A 12,666-nucleotide genomic window follows, 5' to 3' on the forward strand; every position below is an offset into this window, starting at 1 on the left:
GAAAGAGCAGATCGCATGAAAGAACAGATTGAAGTGCTCTCGCGCCTGGCCGGCCTGCGCGGCACCCGCGTGCGCGAGGTGATGGGGCGGGTCAACTACCAGCGCAACCTGTGCCAGCGCTACCGCAACAACATCACCGGCCTGACCCGCCTGTGCGGTTTCGTAGTGCCGGTGAGCACGCCACTGCAGCGCAGCAACCAGCAGCAGTACAAGGCCACCCTGTTCAAGATGCTGGAGTTGCAGCGTCGCGAGCTGGAAGTCGCCGAGCAGTCGCTCAAGCGCATCCAGGACGAACTGCTGCAGGCCATGCGCAACGAGAAGGTCATCGTCCAGCTGATCGACAGCAAGCTGGGGCAGTGGCAGGAACAGTTGTCGCGCCAGGAGCAGAAGATTCAGGATGGGCTGGCCGCCCAGGCCTGGTGGCGCGCCCAGGTTTCTTGAAAACTGGATTTAAGTTTCTGCGCAGGCCGGTCGCCTGTCTGTCGTAACCACCTTCGTTGGACGTAATCATGGAAATCACCCGGCAATTCAAGCCCGTTCTCGCCAGCCAGACCGAGGCTCCGCTGCAGGCTCGCACCGCCGCTGCCGAGAGCAAGCGCCCGGCCAGTGCCAGCGCGCCCGCCGAGAGCCTGCCGCTGGAGCAGCTGCAGGACGCCCTGGGCGCACTGCCCGAGATCGACCTGGCCAAGGTCGAGGCGATCAAGCAGGCCCTGCAGCGTGGCGAGATCAGCCTGGATGCCGGCGTGCTGTCGCGCAGCATGCTGGCCTACCACAACGGCAGCGACGCGTGAGCGAAAAGCGCGAGCAGCTGCTGACCCTGGCCGAGCGCGACATCATCCAGGACTGCGCCGACTACCTGGTTCTGCGCGGCCTGATGCAGGAGCTCTACGGCCATCTGATGAGCCGCGACTGCGCGAGCATCGACCTGATCAATCACCAGATCGATGATCTGGTCGAGGCGGTGCGCCAGCGTGCCGAGCGCCGCGCCAAGACCCTGCAGGCGTTCCGCCTGGACGCCGATGCCGAGGGCATGCAGTGCCTGCTCGACAGCTACCCGCCGACGCGCCGCAGCCACCTGCAGCAGTCCTGGCAGCAACTCGGCCAACTGGTCGGACAGTGCCAGCGCCTCAACGAGCGCAACGGCCAGCTGCTGGCCATGCACAACGACATCCTTTCCCAGCTGCTTTCCGGCCAGTCCGAAGCAGGTCTGTACGGCCGTCTCGGCTACTGATCCCCGCCGTTTTTCCCGTCTCTTGCGCTGCCTCCTCCTGCCATTTGGCGGGTGGGCTGCGCGCTTAATTAATCCTCCTCGCCGGTCGCCTTTTCAGAGGGTGGCTGCGTCTTGCGGAAAAACCGGAAGAGCGCCTTCCCCTGTCTCGCCAGGGCGCGTCGTGCGGAAGTTTTTCTTCACCATGATTTATTGAAAAATCGATGTAAATCAATGGCTTGAGTCGTTGGCATCGATATTGCTCAACAGTCCCTAAAGGGGTACCGAACATGGCAACCATAGATTCCGATTACATCCAGCAGATGGCCAACCAGTTGGCCAACTTCGAGGTCCAGGCAGCGCTGACCAAGAACCAGCGCTCGAAGACCAACTACCAGACTTCGCTGGACGCCGTGACCAAACTGGACTCGGCGCTGAAGAGCTTCCGCACCTCGCTCAAGTCGCTGAGCGGAGTGGGCAGCAGCATGCTGGTCAACAGCGCTACCTTCGGCCAGCAGGGCTACGCCACGGCGTCGGTCGGCAGCAGCGCGCAGCCGGGCAGCTACCAGTTCTTTGTCAAGCAGCTGGCCAGCTCCCACCAGGTGGCCCTGGAAGGTCTGAGCGCGGCGGACGTGCCCACCAGCGGCACCTTCACCATCGGCCAGGGCAGCGACAGCTTCAACATCGACCTGGCCGGCGTGGACAAGGACGGTGACGGCAGCAACTCGCTGGAAGAACTGGCCGCCGCCATCAATGGCGCCGCCGACAACAGCGGCGTGAAGGCCTCGCTGGTACGCAGCAACGGCCAGGTCTCGCTGGTGCTGAGCGCCGAGGAGAGCGGGGCGGACAACGCCATCAGCCTGTCCACCAGCGCCGGCGGCACCTTCGCCACTTCGATCGGCGCGGCGCGCGAGCTGAGCAAGGCGCAGGACGCCATCGTCTACCTCGGTGGCGAAGGTGGCATGGAGCTGAGCAACTCCAGCAACACCTTCACCGACATGATCGACGGCGTCAGCCTGACCTTCAGCAAGACCCACGCCGCAGGCGAGGCGCCGCTGAGCCTGACCATCGGTCAGGACCCGAGCGCGACCAAGACCCAGGTGCAGAAGTTCGTCGACGCCTTCAACGGCCTGATGACCACCTTCGACAGCCTTACCGCCAGCGGCAGCGAAACCGCCAGCCGCGGCCCATTGGCTGGCGACGCCAGCATCCGTTCCATCGAGAACATGCTCAACCAGGCGGTACGCAGCCAGTTCGGCGGCAAGAGCCTGATCGAGTTCGGCATCGCCGCGGACCGCAACGGCAAGCTGAGCATCGACACCGCGCGCCTGGAGAAGGCGGTGGCTGCCGATCCGGAAGGCTTCGAGAAGCTGTTCGGCGAGAAGAACGCCCTGCTCGACAGCATCGACAAGAACCTCAACGTCTACGTCACCGCCGCCGGCGGGGTCATGGCCAGCCGCAAGGAAAGCCTCAACCTCAGCCTCAAGCGCAATACCGAGCAGCTCGACCTCATCGAGAAGCAGTACGACACCTACTACAACCGCTACCTCAAGCAGTACACCAGCATGGCCCAGATCATGGCCTCCATGGAGCAGACCGCGGGACTCTTCGCATGACCTATCACCTGAACGAGACCTACGACAGCTACCGCTCGGTGGACCTCGAGGCGCGCGCTGCCGCCGCCTCGCCCTACGAGCTGGTGCTGATGCTGTTCGACGGCCTGCTCGACGAGCTGGCCCGTGCGCGCGGCCATATCGAGGGCAAGCGCTACCAGCAGAAGGGCCAGTCCCTGGAGAAGTGCCTGAACATCCTCAACGGCCTCAACAGTGCCCTCGACTACGAGGGCGGTGGCGAGGTGGTGCAGGGCCTGGCGCGTCTCTACGACTACTGCATCTACCGCCTCTCCGAGGTCAGCGTGAGCCTGTCGCTGGAAGGCCTGGACGAGGTGGTCAACCTGCTCGGCGTGCTGCGCGAGGGCTGGGACGGTGTCAGTGCCGCGCGTCGCTGAGGATTGCCGCGTGCTGCTGGAGCTCTACGCCGAGCTCGAGCGGGTATTGCGCGAGGACGACTGGATGGCCCTGGCCGGTGTCGACAAGGCCATCCGCGAACAGCTGCTGGTGCTGGCACGCCAGCCCGGGCTGAGCGAGGAGGCGGGCAAGGCCCGGCAACGCTTGAAACGGCTGCACGAGGAGGCCTACCAGGCCTGTGCCGCCGAGTGTGAACGGCTGCGCCGCGTGCTGCTCAGCCACCTGGAATATGCCGAGGGGCGTACCGCCTACCGGCAAGTCAGCGGGAGTTGATTGTGCTGCAACTGATGACTGCGCCCACCCAGCAGGGACAGGCGAACAGCGATGGCGTGCTGCCGGCCACCGGCCAGGCGAGCGCCGATGCGCTGGGCTTCGCCCTGCTCGGTGATGCCCTGACCGCCCAGCCGGAAGTGGCCGAGACGCTGCCTGTCGAGCCGCTGCCGGAGGCCGCCGCCGAGGCGCCGCTGGCGCAGCCGGGCAGCGAGCCTGCGCAGAGTGCCGAACAGTGGCTGCTCAGCGTGCTGGGTCAGCGCCAGGCCAAGGTGCAGGCCCGCGAGGGCGAGCAGGAAACATCGCTCGATGATCTTGCCGATGGCGCCGCACTGACCCTGTCGCCGGAGCTGCTGGTGCGCCTGCCGCAACCGCGCGCGGAAGAGCTTGCGCCGGTCGCCGAGGCGCCGCGTGCCGCCGTGCAGATGCTGCACCAGGCGCCGCGTGGCGAGGCCATGGGCGCGCTGCTGGCTGGCATCGGCCAGGCTGGCGAGACGATGGCTGCCACGACTTCCGCTACCGGCGAGACGCTGGCCGCGGTCGATGGCGCGGCGCCGGCGAGCCTGGGCGACAACGACTTACTGCGTGGCCTGGGCAACAACGCTCAGGCACCGGCAGCGGCCGACGCCACGCCGACCCTGGAGCGCCAGCTCAAGCTGCAGACGCCGGAAGCCAAGTGGGGCGAGCAGATGCTCGGCGCCCTGCGCGACAGCGTCGAGCTGCAACTGCAGCAGAAGGTGCAGAGCGCCACCATCCGCCTCGATCCGCCGGAGCTGGGCAGCCTGGAGATTCTTCTCAGCCACGAGTCGGGCCGCCTCAACGTGCAGATATCCGCTGCCCAGGGCGACGTCGCGCGCCTGCTGCAGCAGACCAGCGATCGCCTGCGCCAGGAATTGGTGGGGCAGAACTTCCTGCAGGTCAACGTGCAGGTCGGCTCGGACGCGCAGTCCGGCCAGCAGGGCCAGCAGCACAACCGCTGGCGCCCGGCCCAGGACGAGCCGGTGGCCCAGGCGCTGCGCCTGGAACCCGACACAGACGCTGCCCGCCAAGGTGCGGGCAACGACGTACTGATCACCGTGTAGGGCTCGGCCCCGCACTCGCCGGCCCGGGGTGGCCGGCTCCCGAACATCACAGGAATACAGTCTCATGCCAACGTCGCGGATCCTTCTGATCGTCATCCTCCTCAGCTCGCTGATCAGCCTGGGCGGGGTGGGTGCCAACTATTTCCTGATGCGCTCGCTGTTGCAGGGCAGCACCCTGGCTACTGGTCAGGCGCAGGCCGGCGAGGAGGCCCAGGCCGAGGAAGAGGAGCCGGGCGAGTACCTGTTCTTCCCGGTGCAGAAGATCATCCTCAGCCTGCGTGGCGAGGAGCAGGAGCATTACTTCGTGCTCGACCTGGTGCTGCAGGCGCCGCTGGACAGCGACAAGAAGAAGCTCGAGCAGGCCGACCCCATGGTGCGCAGCTCGGCAGTGGCGCACCTGTCGGCGATGAAGTTCGCCGACCTGCGCAGCATGGCCATTCCCGACCTGCAGCAGAGCCTGGAGAAGGCGCTGCTCGCCGACTTCGCCGCGCGCAAGGTGGTGGCGCCGTTCCAGCACGTGCTGGTCAGCAAGCTGGTCGTGCAGTAAGCCGCCATGCACGCGCTCGATCACGGATACGCACCGCAAGCCCAGGCGCCGCTGACGCCCGCCGCGGAGCAGCGCTGGGTGCGCCAGTACCTGCCGCTGGTGCGGCGCATCGTCAGCCAGCTGGCGCTGCAGACCAGCCAGGCGCTGGATCGCGAGGACATGGAGCAGATCGGCCTGCTCGGCCTGCTCGAGTGCCTGCGTCGCTACGGTGAGCCGGACGAGCAGTTCGGCCGCTTCGCCGCCCTGCGCATCCGTGGCGCGATTCTCGACGAGCTGCGCCGCCAGGACTGGCGCCCGCGTCAGCTGCGCCAGCAGGTGCACAAGGTGCGCGATGCCATCCGCGGGCTGAGCCGTCGCCTCGGCCGTGCGCCGCAGGAGGAGGAGGTGCTGGCCGCCACCGGCATCTCCCGCGAGGACTATATGGAGTTCCAGCGCGCCGACTATGCGGAAGCGGTGGAGAGCCTCGACGAGCTGCTGCAGAACGGCCACGAACACTTCCCCGAGGGCGGCGATTCGCTGGAAGAACGCCTGCTCAAGGAGCGCCTGCTGGAGCAGGCACTGAGCCGCCTCGACGAGCGCGAGCGACTGATCCTCACCCTCTACTACCAGCACGAGCTGAGCCTCAAGGAGATCGCTCTGGTGCTGGACCTGACCGATGCCCGGGTGTGCCAGCTGAGCAAGCAGGCGATCGCCAAGGCCTGTCGTTTTCTAACCGATCCAACCTAGTGACAGAACCATGCAGAAACTACTCGGAGCTTTCATCATCATCGGCTGCGTGCTGGGCGGTTACGTCATGGCACACGGTCAGCTGGCCACGCTCTGGCAGCCGGCGGAGATCATCATCATCCTCGGCGCCGGCCTGGGCAGCCTGGTCGTCGGCAACCCCAAGGAAGTCCTGCACGAGATGCTGCTGCAGATCCGCGAAGTGCTGGCGTACAAGCGCCGTGGCGAGGAGTTCCAGCGCCAGTTGCTGATGCTGCTCTACGAGCTGCTGGAGATGGTCGATGCCGGCGGCCTCAAGGTGCTCGACGAGCACATCGAGGAGCCGGAACAGAGCGAGCTGTTCAGCAAGTACCCGCTGATCCTGGCCGAAGACAACCTGATGTTCTTCATCGCCGACAACTTCCGCCTGATGGCCATGGGCAAGATCAGCGCCCACGAGCTGGAAGGCTTCCTCGAGCAGGAGCTCGAGGCCATGGAGCACAACCTGCTGCAGCCGTCGCGCTCGCTGCACAAGATCGGCGAATCGATGCCCGGCTTCGGCATCCTCGCGGCGATCATGGGCATCGTCATCACCATGGGCAACATCGGTGGCTCGGTGGCCGAGATCGGCGCCCACGTGGCGGCGGCCCTGGTCGGTACCTTCTACGGCATCTTCATGTGCTACTGCCTGATGGAGCCGCTGTCCAACGCCATGGCCCAGCGCATCAAGACCGAGATGTCGGCGCTGGAATGCGTGCGCACCACCCTGGTCGCCCACGTCGCTGGCAAGCCCACGCTGCTGGCGGTGGACGCTGGGCGCAAGCTGATCGAGCAGGACGTCAAACCCACCTTCAAGCGCCTCGAGACCTGGGTCACCGAGTATGAGGAAGCGCGGGACGCCCTGGCATGAGAGGCAACAGGAAGGGCGCCGCGCATGAGGTGATCGTCAAGCGGCGCGGGCGCAAGAATCACCACGAGGAGCACGGCGGCGCCTGGAAGGTGGCGTTCGCCGACTTCACCATGGCCATGATGGCTCTGTTCATGGTGCTGTGGGTCATCCAGCCGCAGATGAAGCTGGAGAACCCGTCCTACGGCGACGAGCAGAGCAACCCGCTGCTCGATGGCGGCGCCGGCGTGTTCGACAGCGCCAACACGCGTCCCATCGAGTTCGAGGGCAGCCACACGCGCAAGGACTTCGACACCCAGAAAGACGCCGCGCAGGCCTCGCTGCTGGGTAAGCCGCAGCAGACCGACGCAGCTGCCGCAGCGACGGAGGCCGGGCAGCCTAGCGACAGCCGCCGCTACAACAGCAGCGAGGATCTCAAGGAACTGGCCGCGCTGGTGCGCGAGGTCTCCGGCCAGGTCGACGCGCTGGCCAATATCGAGGTCGAGGTGGTGCCGCAGGGCTTGCGCATCCTGATCAAGGACGACCAGCAACGCTTCATGTTCAGCCGTGGCAGCGCCAAGCTCGATCCACACTTCCACAAGCTGCTCGGTGCGCTGTCCGGGGTGCTGGCCAAGGTCGACAACAAGCTGATCATCAGCGGCCATACCGACGCGGTGCCCTACCGTGGCAACGCCGGCTACAACAACTGGAATCTCTCCGGCGACCGCGCCCTGCGTGCGCGCAACGTGCTGGTCGAGACCGGCCTGCCGCCGCTGCACGTGTTGCAGGTGGCGGCCCAGGCCGACGTCATGCCGCTACGCCCGGAGGACCCGGAGAACGGCGCCAACCGGCGCATCGAGCTGCTGCTGCTGACCACCCGCGCCGAGCATCTCTACCGCGACCTGTTCGGCGAGAGCTACGCCGCCCAGGTGCACTACTCGCAGCAGGGTGCGCGCTTCGTCGAGGGCCAGCAGAAGGCCGCGGCCGACGCCGAGGCGGAGAAGGGCAAGCTGTGACTCAGAGACCGTCGCTGCGGCAGTACAGCTGACGGGTCTCCACGGCGATCAGGCAGGGGCCGGCCGGACGCAAATTGATGACCGAGTTGGCCTCGGTGCTGTACAGCAGGTTGAACAGCACGTGGTTGTCCAGCCGCGAGGCCTGGCTCAACTCGGCCACCTCGCCTTTGTCCACGCGCAGGCGCAGATTGCCGGAGAACGCCGACTCGACCTCGCCCGAGGTCTTGAGAATGGTATCGCCCTGGCGGCTCATGGCGTAGAAACGCCCGTCCTTGATCAGCATGCTGTGGCTGACCGAAAGCACCTGGCCATCGCGTTGCACCACGCTGCCGGCGGACTCGTAGCGGCCGTTGAACTCGCCACTCGACTGGAAGTTGTACCAGGCCAGCACGAGGCACAGCAGCAGGCCCAGGAGCAGGGCGCAGCCCAGCAGCAGCCAACGGCAGATATAGCGCGGAATCATTGCAGGCAGCCTCGCAGCAGCTGGTCGCCGACCTTGGTCAGCTGCGTTTCGTCTATCACCAGCCAGCTGTTGCTGCCATCGCCACGGGTGCAGAGCATTTCATAGAGATCGGCGGTCTTGGCGAAGCGGACCCTGGCCGGGTTCTCCGCCAGTTCCGCCAGGTGTGCGCTGAACGCGGAGGTGTTGTCCAGCAGCTCGGCCAGGCCTTCGGCGCTGGGGCTGGAGTAGGTGAAGTGCAGCTTGCCCACCTGCCGCTCCTGGCGCGCCACCGGCGTCTGGAACAGTGCGTAGTGGATGCTCGACAGCACCAGTGCGCCGAGGCAGAGCAGGGTGCCGATGCACAACACCACACCGTACAGGCGGCGCTGCGCCGAGGTCAGTGGCGGGCGCGGCGCCAGTTCCGCTGCCTCGCCTTCTGGCGTGGCTTCGGCCTCGGGCTCCGACGGCGCGTTCAGGCACTTGGGATTGAACATGTAGCCGCGGCGCGGCAGGGTCTGGATGATCTCGCGGCGCTTCTCGTCGCCGAGTAGCTGGCGCAGGGTGTAGACCTGCTGGTTGAGGCTGCCCTGGCCGACCACGCGATCACTCCAGGCGTAGGCGAGCAGCTCCTCGCGCGGCACCACTTCCCCCGGGAAACGCAGCAGTCGCTCCAGCAGGCGGCTGCCGGAAAAGCCCAGGTCGACCTTCTCCTCGTTGCCGTTGCGCTGCAGTACCAGCTGGTAGTGCGCCGGGTGGAAATGCGCGTGACAGTCCGCCCAGCCGGTGCGGATCACCAGCGTGGGAGCGCCCTCGGGCGGGGTCGATGACTGTGGTGCGGGGCTGGTCGTCATGATGTCGGGGACGGTTTTCTAACCTTGCGTATTAAGGAAGACACAAAAGGGCGACATTTTGACGTCATGATTTTGTTGTCACAAGTCCTGTTTCAGAAGCATGCCTCTGGACGGTCTTGGCGATTAGTCGTATTGCGGCATCGCGAGGGGCCGGCTAGCTAGAAGCTAGCGGAAAAACAAACGCCCCGCACGAGGCGGGGCGCTGTTGAAGCGGTATGCGCTGCGGGGGGATTAGCCCAGCAGGGACATGACCATGCCTGGCATCTGGCCGGCTTGCTTGAGCATGGAGATGCCGGACTGCAGCAGCATGCTGTTCTTGGTCATGTTGGCGCTTTCCTGAGCGAAGTCGGCATCCATGATGCGACCTTTGGCCATGTCGGTGTTGTCCTTCATGTTGCTCAGGTTGTTGGCGGTGTGGTTCAGGCGGTTGATGGTGGCGCCGAACTGGGAACGCAGGGTGCCTACGGCGTCCAGAGCGGTTTTGACCAGGTCGATGGTGGCGTTGGCGGCACCAGTGATCTCGGTACCGGCGGTGGCGGCGCTACCAGCGGTGTAGACGGTGGACATGCCGTCCAGGGCGTCGGTCAGGGTCTGGATGGCGTCCGTACCGGCAGCGGTCAGGTCCAGGGTCATGGTTTCGGCGGAGGTGGAGCCGATCTGGAAGTCGACGGCGGCGGCGAACTTGCCAGCGCTGTTGTCCTTGCTGAACAGGGCTTCACCGGCGTAGCTGGTGTTGTCCATGATGTTGGCCAGCTCTTCGCCCAGCTGGTCGTACTCGGCCTGCAGGGAGTCCAGGTCGTCGGCGCTGTTGGTGCCGTTGGCGCCCTGGGTGGCCAGGTCTTTCATGCGCTGCAGGATGTCGGTCATTTCGCTGAACGCGCCTTCGGCGGTCTGCAGCAGGGACACGGAATCGTTGGTGTTGCGGATGGCTACGGCCATGCCGCGGGACTGAGCGTTCAGACGGGTGGCGATCTGCAGGCCGGCGGCGTCGTCGGCGGCGCTGTTGACGCGCAGGCCGGTGCCCAGGCGCTGCTGGTTGGTGCTCAGGGAGTTGTTGGTCTTGGTCAGGTTGGTTTGGGTGACCAGGGAGGAGTAGTTGGTGTGGATCGACAGAGCCATGATGGAAATCCTTCGTGCAAGTGGGCTTGTGTGAAGCTGGCTTTGATCGCCTGCTGAAGGGGTAAGGCGACAGGCCCGTCGAAGGCATTAAACGGATTTCGAAAATTTTTGGCGCCATGCTTCCGCCGCGATGGCGGAGCCGCGCCGTGGCGGGCTTCAGCGCAGGATGCTGCTGACCACGCCGCTCTCCAGCACCTGGGCGTCGATGACCTTTTCGCTGGACAGATTGCGCACGCGGATCACCTCGCCCTGTTTGCCGTCGGCCAGGGCTTCGCCATTGGCGCTGGCCTGAATGCCGTCCTGGCTGGCGACGATCTTCACCTTGTCGCCACGGCGTACCAGCAGCGCCACGTCGAGCAGGCTCGGGTTGATCAGCTGGCCGGCGCGCAGGCGGCGCTTGGCGCTCTGCCCGACGACCTGCTCGATGCTATTGAAGAAGCCGCGACGTGCCTTGCCCAGGTCGGTGCGCTCCAGGCGCAGGTCGGCCGCGGCAATGGTCTGGTCGCGCTCGACCACGCGCAGGGCGACGACCATCGGCAGGTAGACCTGGGCCTGGCTGAGCAGAGTGGCTTGCCAGCCGGCCTGGGCGCAGCGCAGCTGGAAGCGCTGGCGCTGCAGCGGGTCGGGATCGCCGGCGACGCGTTCCACGCTCGGCGCCTGCGGGCAGGGCGCGGCCGGCGCGTTGCCGAGCAACTGCTGCTGCAGATGGTATTCCATGCCTTGCCAGCCTTGTGTCCGTGCGTGGCTCTCGAGCAGATCGCGCATCGGTGCGGCGACGGCATCTTCCAATTGTTGCTGCGCGGTCTCGGCGGCCTCGGCCGAGAGCAGCACGCCTCCCAGCAGCAGGGCGGAAACGGCGCTTCCCCTTGCCCGGCGGCTGACGCGGAAAAGCGAAGCGAGATTTCCCATACGGCTTTTCTTTTCTTCTATTTTCTTCATTTAAATCAGCATCTTACGAATAAATAAAAGGCCGGCACGGTTTGTGCTCAATGACCCGCAAGCGAATTTTGGTCGAGAGGTAAGCGGGCATGAGTATAAGGGTTGAGGAGGCGCTGGGCGTGCACACGCGAGCGCTGGAGTTGCGCATGCAGCGCAGCGAGATTCTCGCCGCCAACCTGGCCAACGAGGACACCCCGGGCTTCCAGGCGCGCGACATCGATTTCGCCGCCGAGATGCGCCGGCTCGAGCATGCGCCTGCCGATCAGGTGCGCGCCGCGCTGGACGACGGCCAGCTGAAGTTCCGCGTGCCGCACCAGCCCTCGCAGGACGGCAACAGCGTCGAGGCTGGTGTCGAGCAGGCCGAATTCTCGCGCAACTCCATGGACTTCCAGACCAGCCTGACCTTCCTCGGCATGAAGTTCCGTGGCCTCCGACAAGCCATCGAAGGACGCTGATCGCCATGGCATTCGACTCCATCTATCGCATCGCCGGTTCGGCGATGAATGCGCAGACCGTGCGCCTCAACACCGTGGCCAGCAACCTGGCCAACGCCGACTCCGCCGCGGCCAGCGCCGAGGATGTGTACAAGGCGCGCAAGCCGCTGTTCGCCGCGGTGTACGGCAATGACGAACTGACTCGCGACGTCGGCATGGGCGGCGCCCATGTGCAGGTGCTCGACGTGGTCACCTCCGGGCGTGACCCGCAGCGCCGCTACGAGCCGGGCAACCCGCTGGCCGACCGCGACGGCTACGTGTTCTACCCGGACGTCAACGAGATCGAGGAAATGACCGACATGATGTCGGCCACCCGCAGCTTCGAGACCAACGTCGAAGTGCTCAATCGCATCAAGAGCATGCAGCAGGGCCTGCTCAAACTGGGAGAGTCCTGATGGCCACCGTCAACGCCACCAGCCAGAGCGGCACCAGCTACAGCACCGATGACAGCATCAAGCAGGCGGTCAACCTGAGCGAAGCGACCCAGCTGGAGAACAGCTTCATCAGCCTGATGGTCGCGCAGATCCAGTACCAGGACCCGACCAACCCGGTGGACAGCACCGAGTTCCTCAACCAGTTCTCCGCCATGAGCCAGGTCAAGAGCATGGAGAACATGGCGAGCCTGGCGCAGAACAACCTGATCCTCACCGACAACCTGCAGACCCTCACCGCCGCCGGCCTGGTCGGCCAGCAGGTGAAGGTGGCGGTGGACAGCCTGGAACTCGGCGGCGAGGTGGTCGCAGGCCAGCTCAACATGCAGCACGCCTCCGGCACCACCACCCTGGTGCTGACCGACGCCAGCGGCGTCAAGACCAAGATCCAGCTCGGCCCGCAGGAGCCGGGGCTGGCCGATTTCCGCATCGACCCGCAGGCCCTCGGCCTGGCGCCTGGCAGCTACGGCGTGACGGTCGAGACCGACAGCGGCGAGGAGCCCAAGGTGGAGATCAGCGGCCTGGTCAACAACGTGCGGGTCAGCGCCGACGGTCCGGTGCTGGACGTACAGGGCGCCGGCTCGGTGCCGTTCTACAACATCGTCGAATTCGGCCAGCACGCCTCCGTCGCGGCGCTGTGATTGCACCTTTGC

At 65.7% G+C, this 12,666-nt stretch carries 18 protein-coding genes; 14 read left to right on the top strand and 4 right to left on the bottom strand.

The window, feature by feature from the left end; genetic code table 11:
• Positions 1-15 precede the first annotated feature (15 nt).
• The 11 genes from PTT45_RS04420 (at position 16) to PTT45_RS04470 (ending at position 7,737) form a co-directional block, all read left to right on the top strand.
• On the top strand, positions 16-441 hold the full coding sequence (locus PTT45_RS04420; protein ID WP_043309664.1) for a flagellar FliJ family protein: 426 nt from the start codon (positions 16-18) through the stop codon (positions 439-441).
• 68 nt (positions 442-509) lie between these two features.
• Complete coding sequence (flgM, locus tag PTT45_RS04425; RefSeq protein WP_273811721.1) at positions 510-791, top strand: flagellar biosynthesis anti-sigma factor FlgM; 282 nt, start codon at positions 510-512, stop codon at positions 789-791.
• Complete coding sequence (locus tag PTT45_RS04430) at positions 788-1,231, top strand: flagellar protein FlgN (RefSeq protein WP_273811722.1); 444 nt, start codon at positions 788-790, stop codon at positions 1,229-1,231. Before flgM ends, PTT45_RS04430 begins: the two co-directional genes overlap by 4 nt.
• A 266-nt stretch (positions 1,232-1,497) precedes the next feature.
• Positions 1,498-2,823: a flagellar filament capping protein FliD gene (gene fliD / locus PTT45_RS04435; protein ID WP_273811723.1), complete on the top strand. Its 1,326-nt coding sequence runs from the start codon at positions 1,498-1,500 to the stop codon at positions 2,821-2,823.
• Complete coding sequence (gene fliS / locus PTT45_RS04440; RefSeq protein ID WP_043309497.1) at positions 2,820-3,215, top strand: flagellar export chaperone FliS; 396 nt, start codon at positions 2,820-2,822, stop codon at positions 3,213-3,215. Before fliD ends, fliS begins: the two co-directional genes overlap by 4 nt.
• Positions 3,216-3,225: 10 nt before the next feature.
• Positions 3,226-3,507 carry a hypothetical protein gene (locus PTT45_RS04445; protein WP_337961731.1) on the top strand — a complete coding sequence of 94 codons (282 nt, stop codon included), beginning with the start codon at positions 3,226-3,228 and terminating at the stop codon, positions 3,505-3,507.
• A gap of 2 nt (positions 3,508-3,509) precedes the next feature.
• Complete coding sequence (locus tag PTT45_RS04450; RefSeq protein WP_273811724.1) at positions 3,510-4,586, top strand: flagellar hook-length control protein FliK; 1,077 nt, start codon at positions 3,510-3,512, stop codon at positions 4,584-4,586.
• Between the two features lie 64 nt (positions 4,587-4,650).
• The gene (locus PTT45_RS04455; RefSeq protein ID WP_273811725.1) at positions 4,651-5,133 is read left to right on the top strand and encodes a flagellar basal body-associated FliL family protein; all 483 of its coding nucleotides are present in this window, start codon (positions 4,651-4,653) and stop codon (positions 5,131-5,133) included.
• 6 nt (positions 5,134-5,139) lie between these two features.
• Positions 5,140-5,859 (top strand): FliA/WhiG family RNA polymerase sigma factor, encoded by a 720-nt coding sequence (locus PTT45_RS04460; RefSeq protein ID WP_273811726.1) that lies wholly within the window; start codon positions 5,140-5,142, stop codon positions 5,857-5,859.
• A gap of 10 nt (positions 5,860-5,869) precedes the next feature.
• On the top strand, positions 5,870-6,745 hold the full coding sequence (motA, locus tag PTT45_RS04465) for a flagellar motor stator protein MotA (RefSeq protein ID WP_273811727.1): 876 nt from the start codon (positions 5,870-5,872) through the stop codon (positions 6,743-6,745).
• Positions 6,742-7,737, top strand: a complete 996-nt coding sequence (locus PTT45_RS04470) for an OmpA family protein (protein WP_273811728.1) — start codon at positions 6,742-6,744, stop codon at positions 7,735-7,737. The genes motA and PTT45_RS04470 overlap by 4 nt, the downstream gene beginning before the upstream one ends.
• 1 nt (position 7,738) lies before the next feature.
• Here the strand turns inward: PTT45_RS04470 and PTT45_RS04475 are convergent, their stop codons facing one another.
• The 4 genes from PTT45_RS04475 to flgA form a co-directional block, all read right to left on the bottom strand.
• The gene (locus PTT45_RS04475) at positions 7,739-8,200 is read right to left on the bottom strand and encodes a hypothetical protein (protein WP_273811729.1); all 462 of its coding nucleotides are present in this window, start codon (positions 8,198-8,200) and stop codon (positions 7,739-7,741) included.
• Entirely contained in the window at positions 8,197-9,030 is an 834-nt protein-coding gene (locus tag PTT45_RS04480; RefSeq protein ID WP_273811730.1) for a winged helix-turn-helix domain-containing protein, read from the bottom strand. The genes PTT45_RS04475 and PTT45_RS04480 overlap by 4 nt, the downstream gene beginning before the upstream one ends.
• Positions 9,031-9,261: 231 nt before the next feature.
• Positions 9,262-10,149, bottom strand: coding sequence for a lateral flagellin LafA (lafA, locus tag PTT45_RS04485; protein WP_273811731.1), 888 nt, complete (start codon positions 10,147-10,149; stop codon positions 9,262-9,264).
• 156 nt (positions 10,150-10,305) lie between these two features.
• Complete coding sequence (gene flgA, locus PTT45_RS04490) at positions 10,306-11,058, bottom strand: flagellar basal body P-ring formation chaperone FlgA (RefSeq protein ID WP_273811732.1); 753 nt, start codon at positions 11,056-11,058, stop codon at positions 10,306-10,308.
• 119 nt (positions 11,059-11,177) lie between these two features.
• On the opposite strand from flgA, the gene flgB reads away from it, so the two are divergent.
• The 3 genes from flgB to flgD are packed head-to-tail and all read left to right on the top strand — an operon-like array spanning position 11,178 to position 12,654.
• Complete coding sequence (gene flgB, locus PTT45_RS04495) at positions 11,178-11,543, top strand: flagellar basal body rod protein FlgB (RefSeq protein WP_273811733.1); 366 nt, start codon at positions 11,178-11,180, stop codon at positions 11,541-11,543.
• A 5-nt stretch (positions 11,544-11,548) separates the two neighbouring features.
• Positions 11,549-11,977 (top strand): flagellar basal body rod protein FlgC, encoded by a 429-nt coding sequence (gene flgC, locus PTT45_RS04500; protein WP_043309509.1) that lies wholly within the window; start codon positions 11,549-11,551, stop codon positions 11,975-11,977.
• Positions 11,977-12,654, top strand: a complete 678-nt coding sequence (flgD, locus tag PTT45_RS04505; protein WP_273811734.1) for a flagellar hook assembly protein FlgD — start codon at positions 11,977-11,979, stop codon at positions 12,652-12,654. Before flgC ends, flgD begins: the two co-directional genes overlap by 1 nt.
• Positions 12,655-12,666: the final 12 nt, after the last annotated feature.

It is taken from the genome of Pseudomonas sp. Gutcm_11s (assembly GCF_028649395.1).
Taxonomy (GTDB): Bacteria; Pseudomonadota; Gammaproteobacteria; order Pseudomonadales; family Pseudomonadaceae; genus Aquipseudomonas.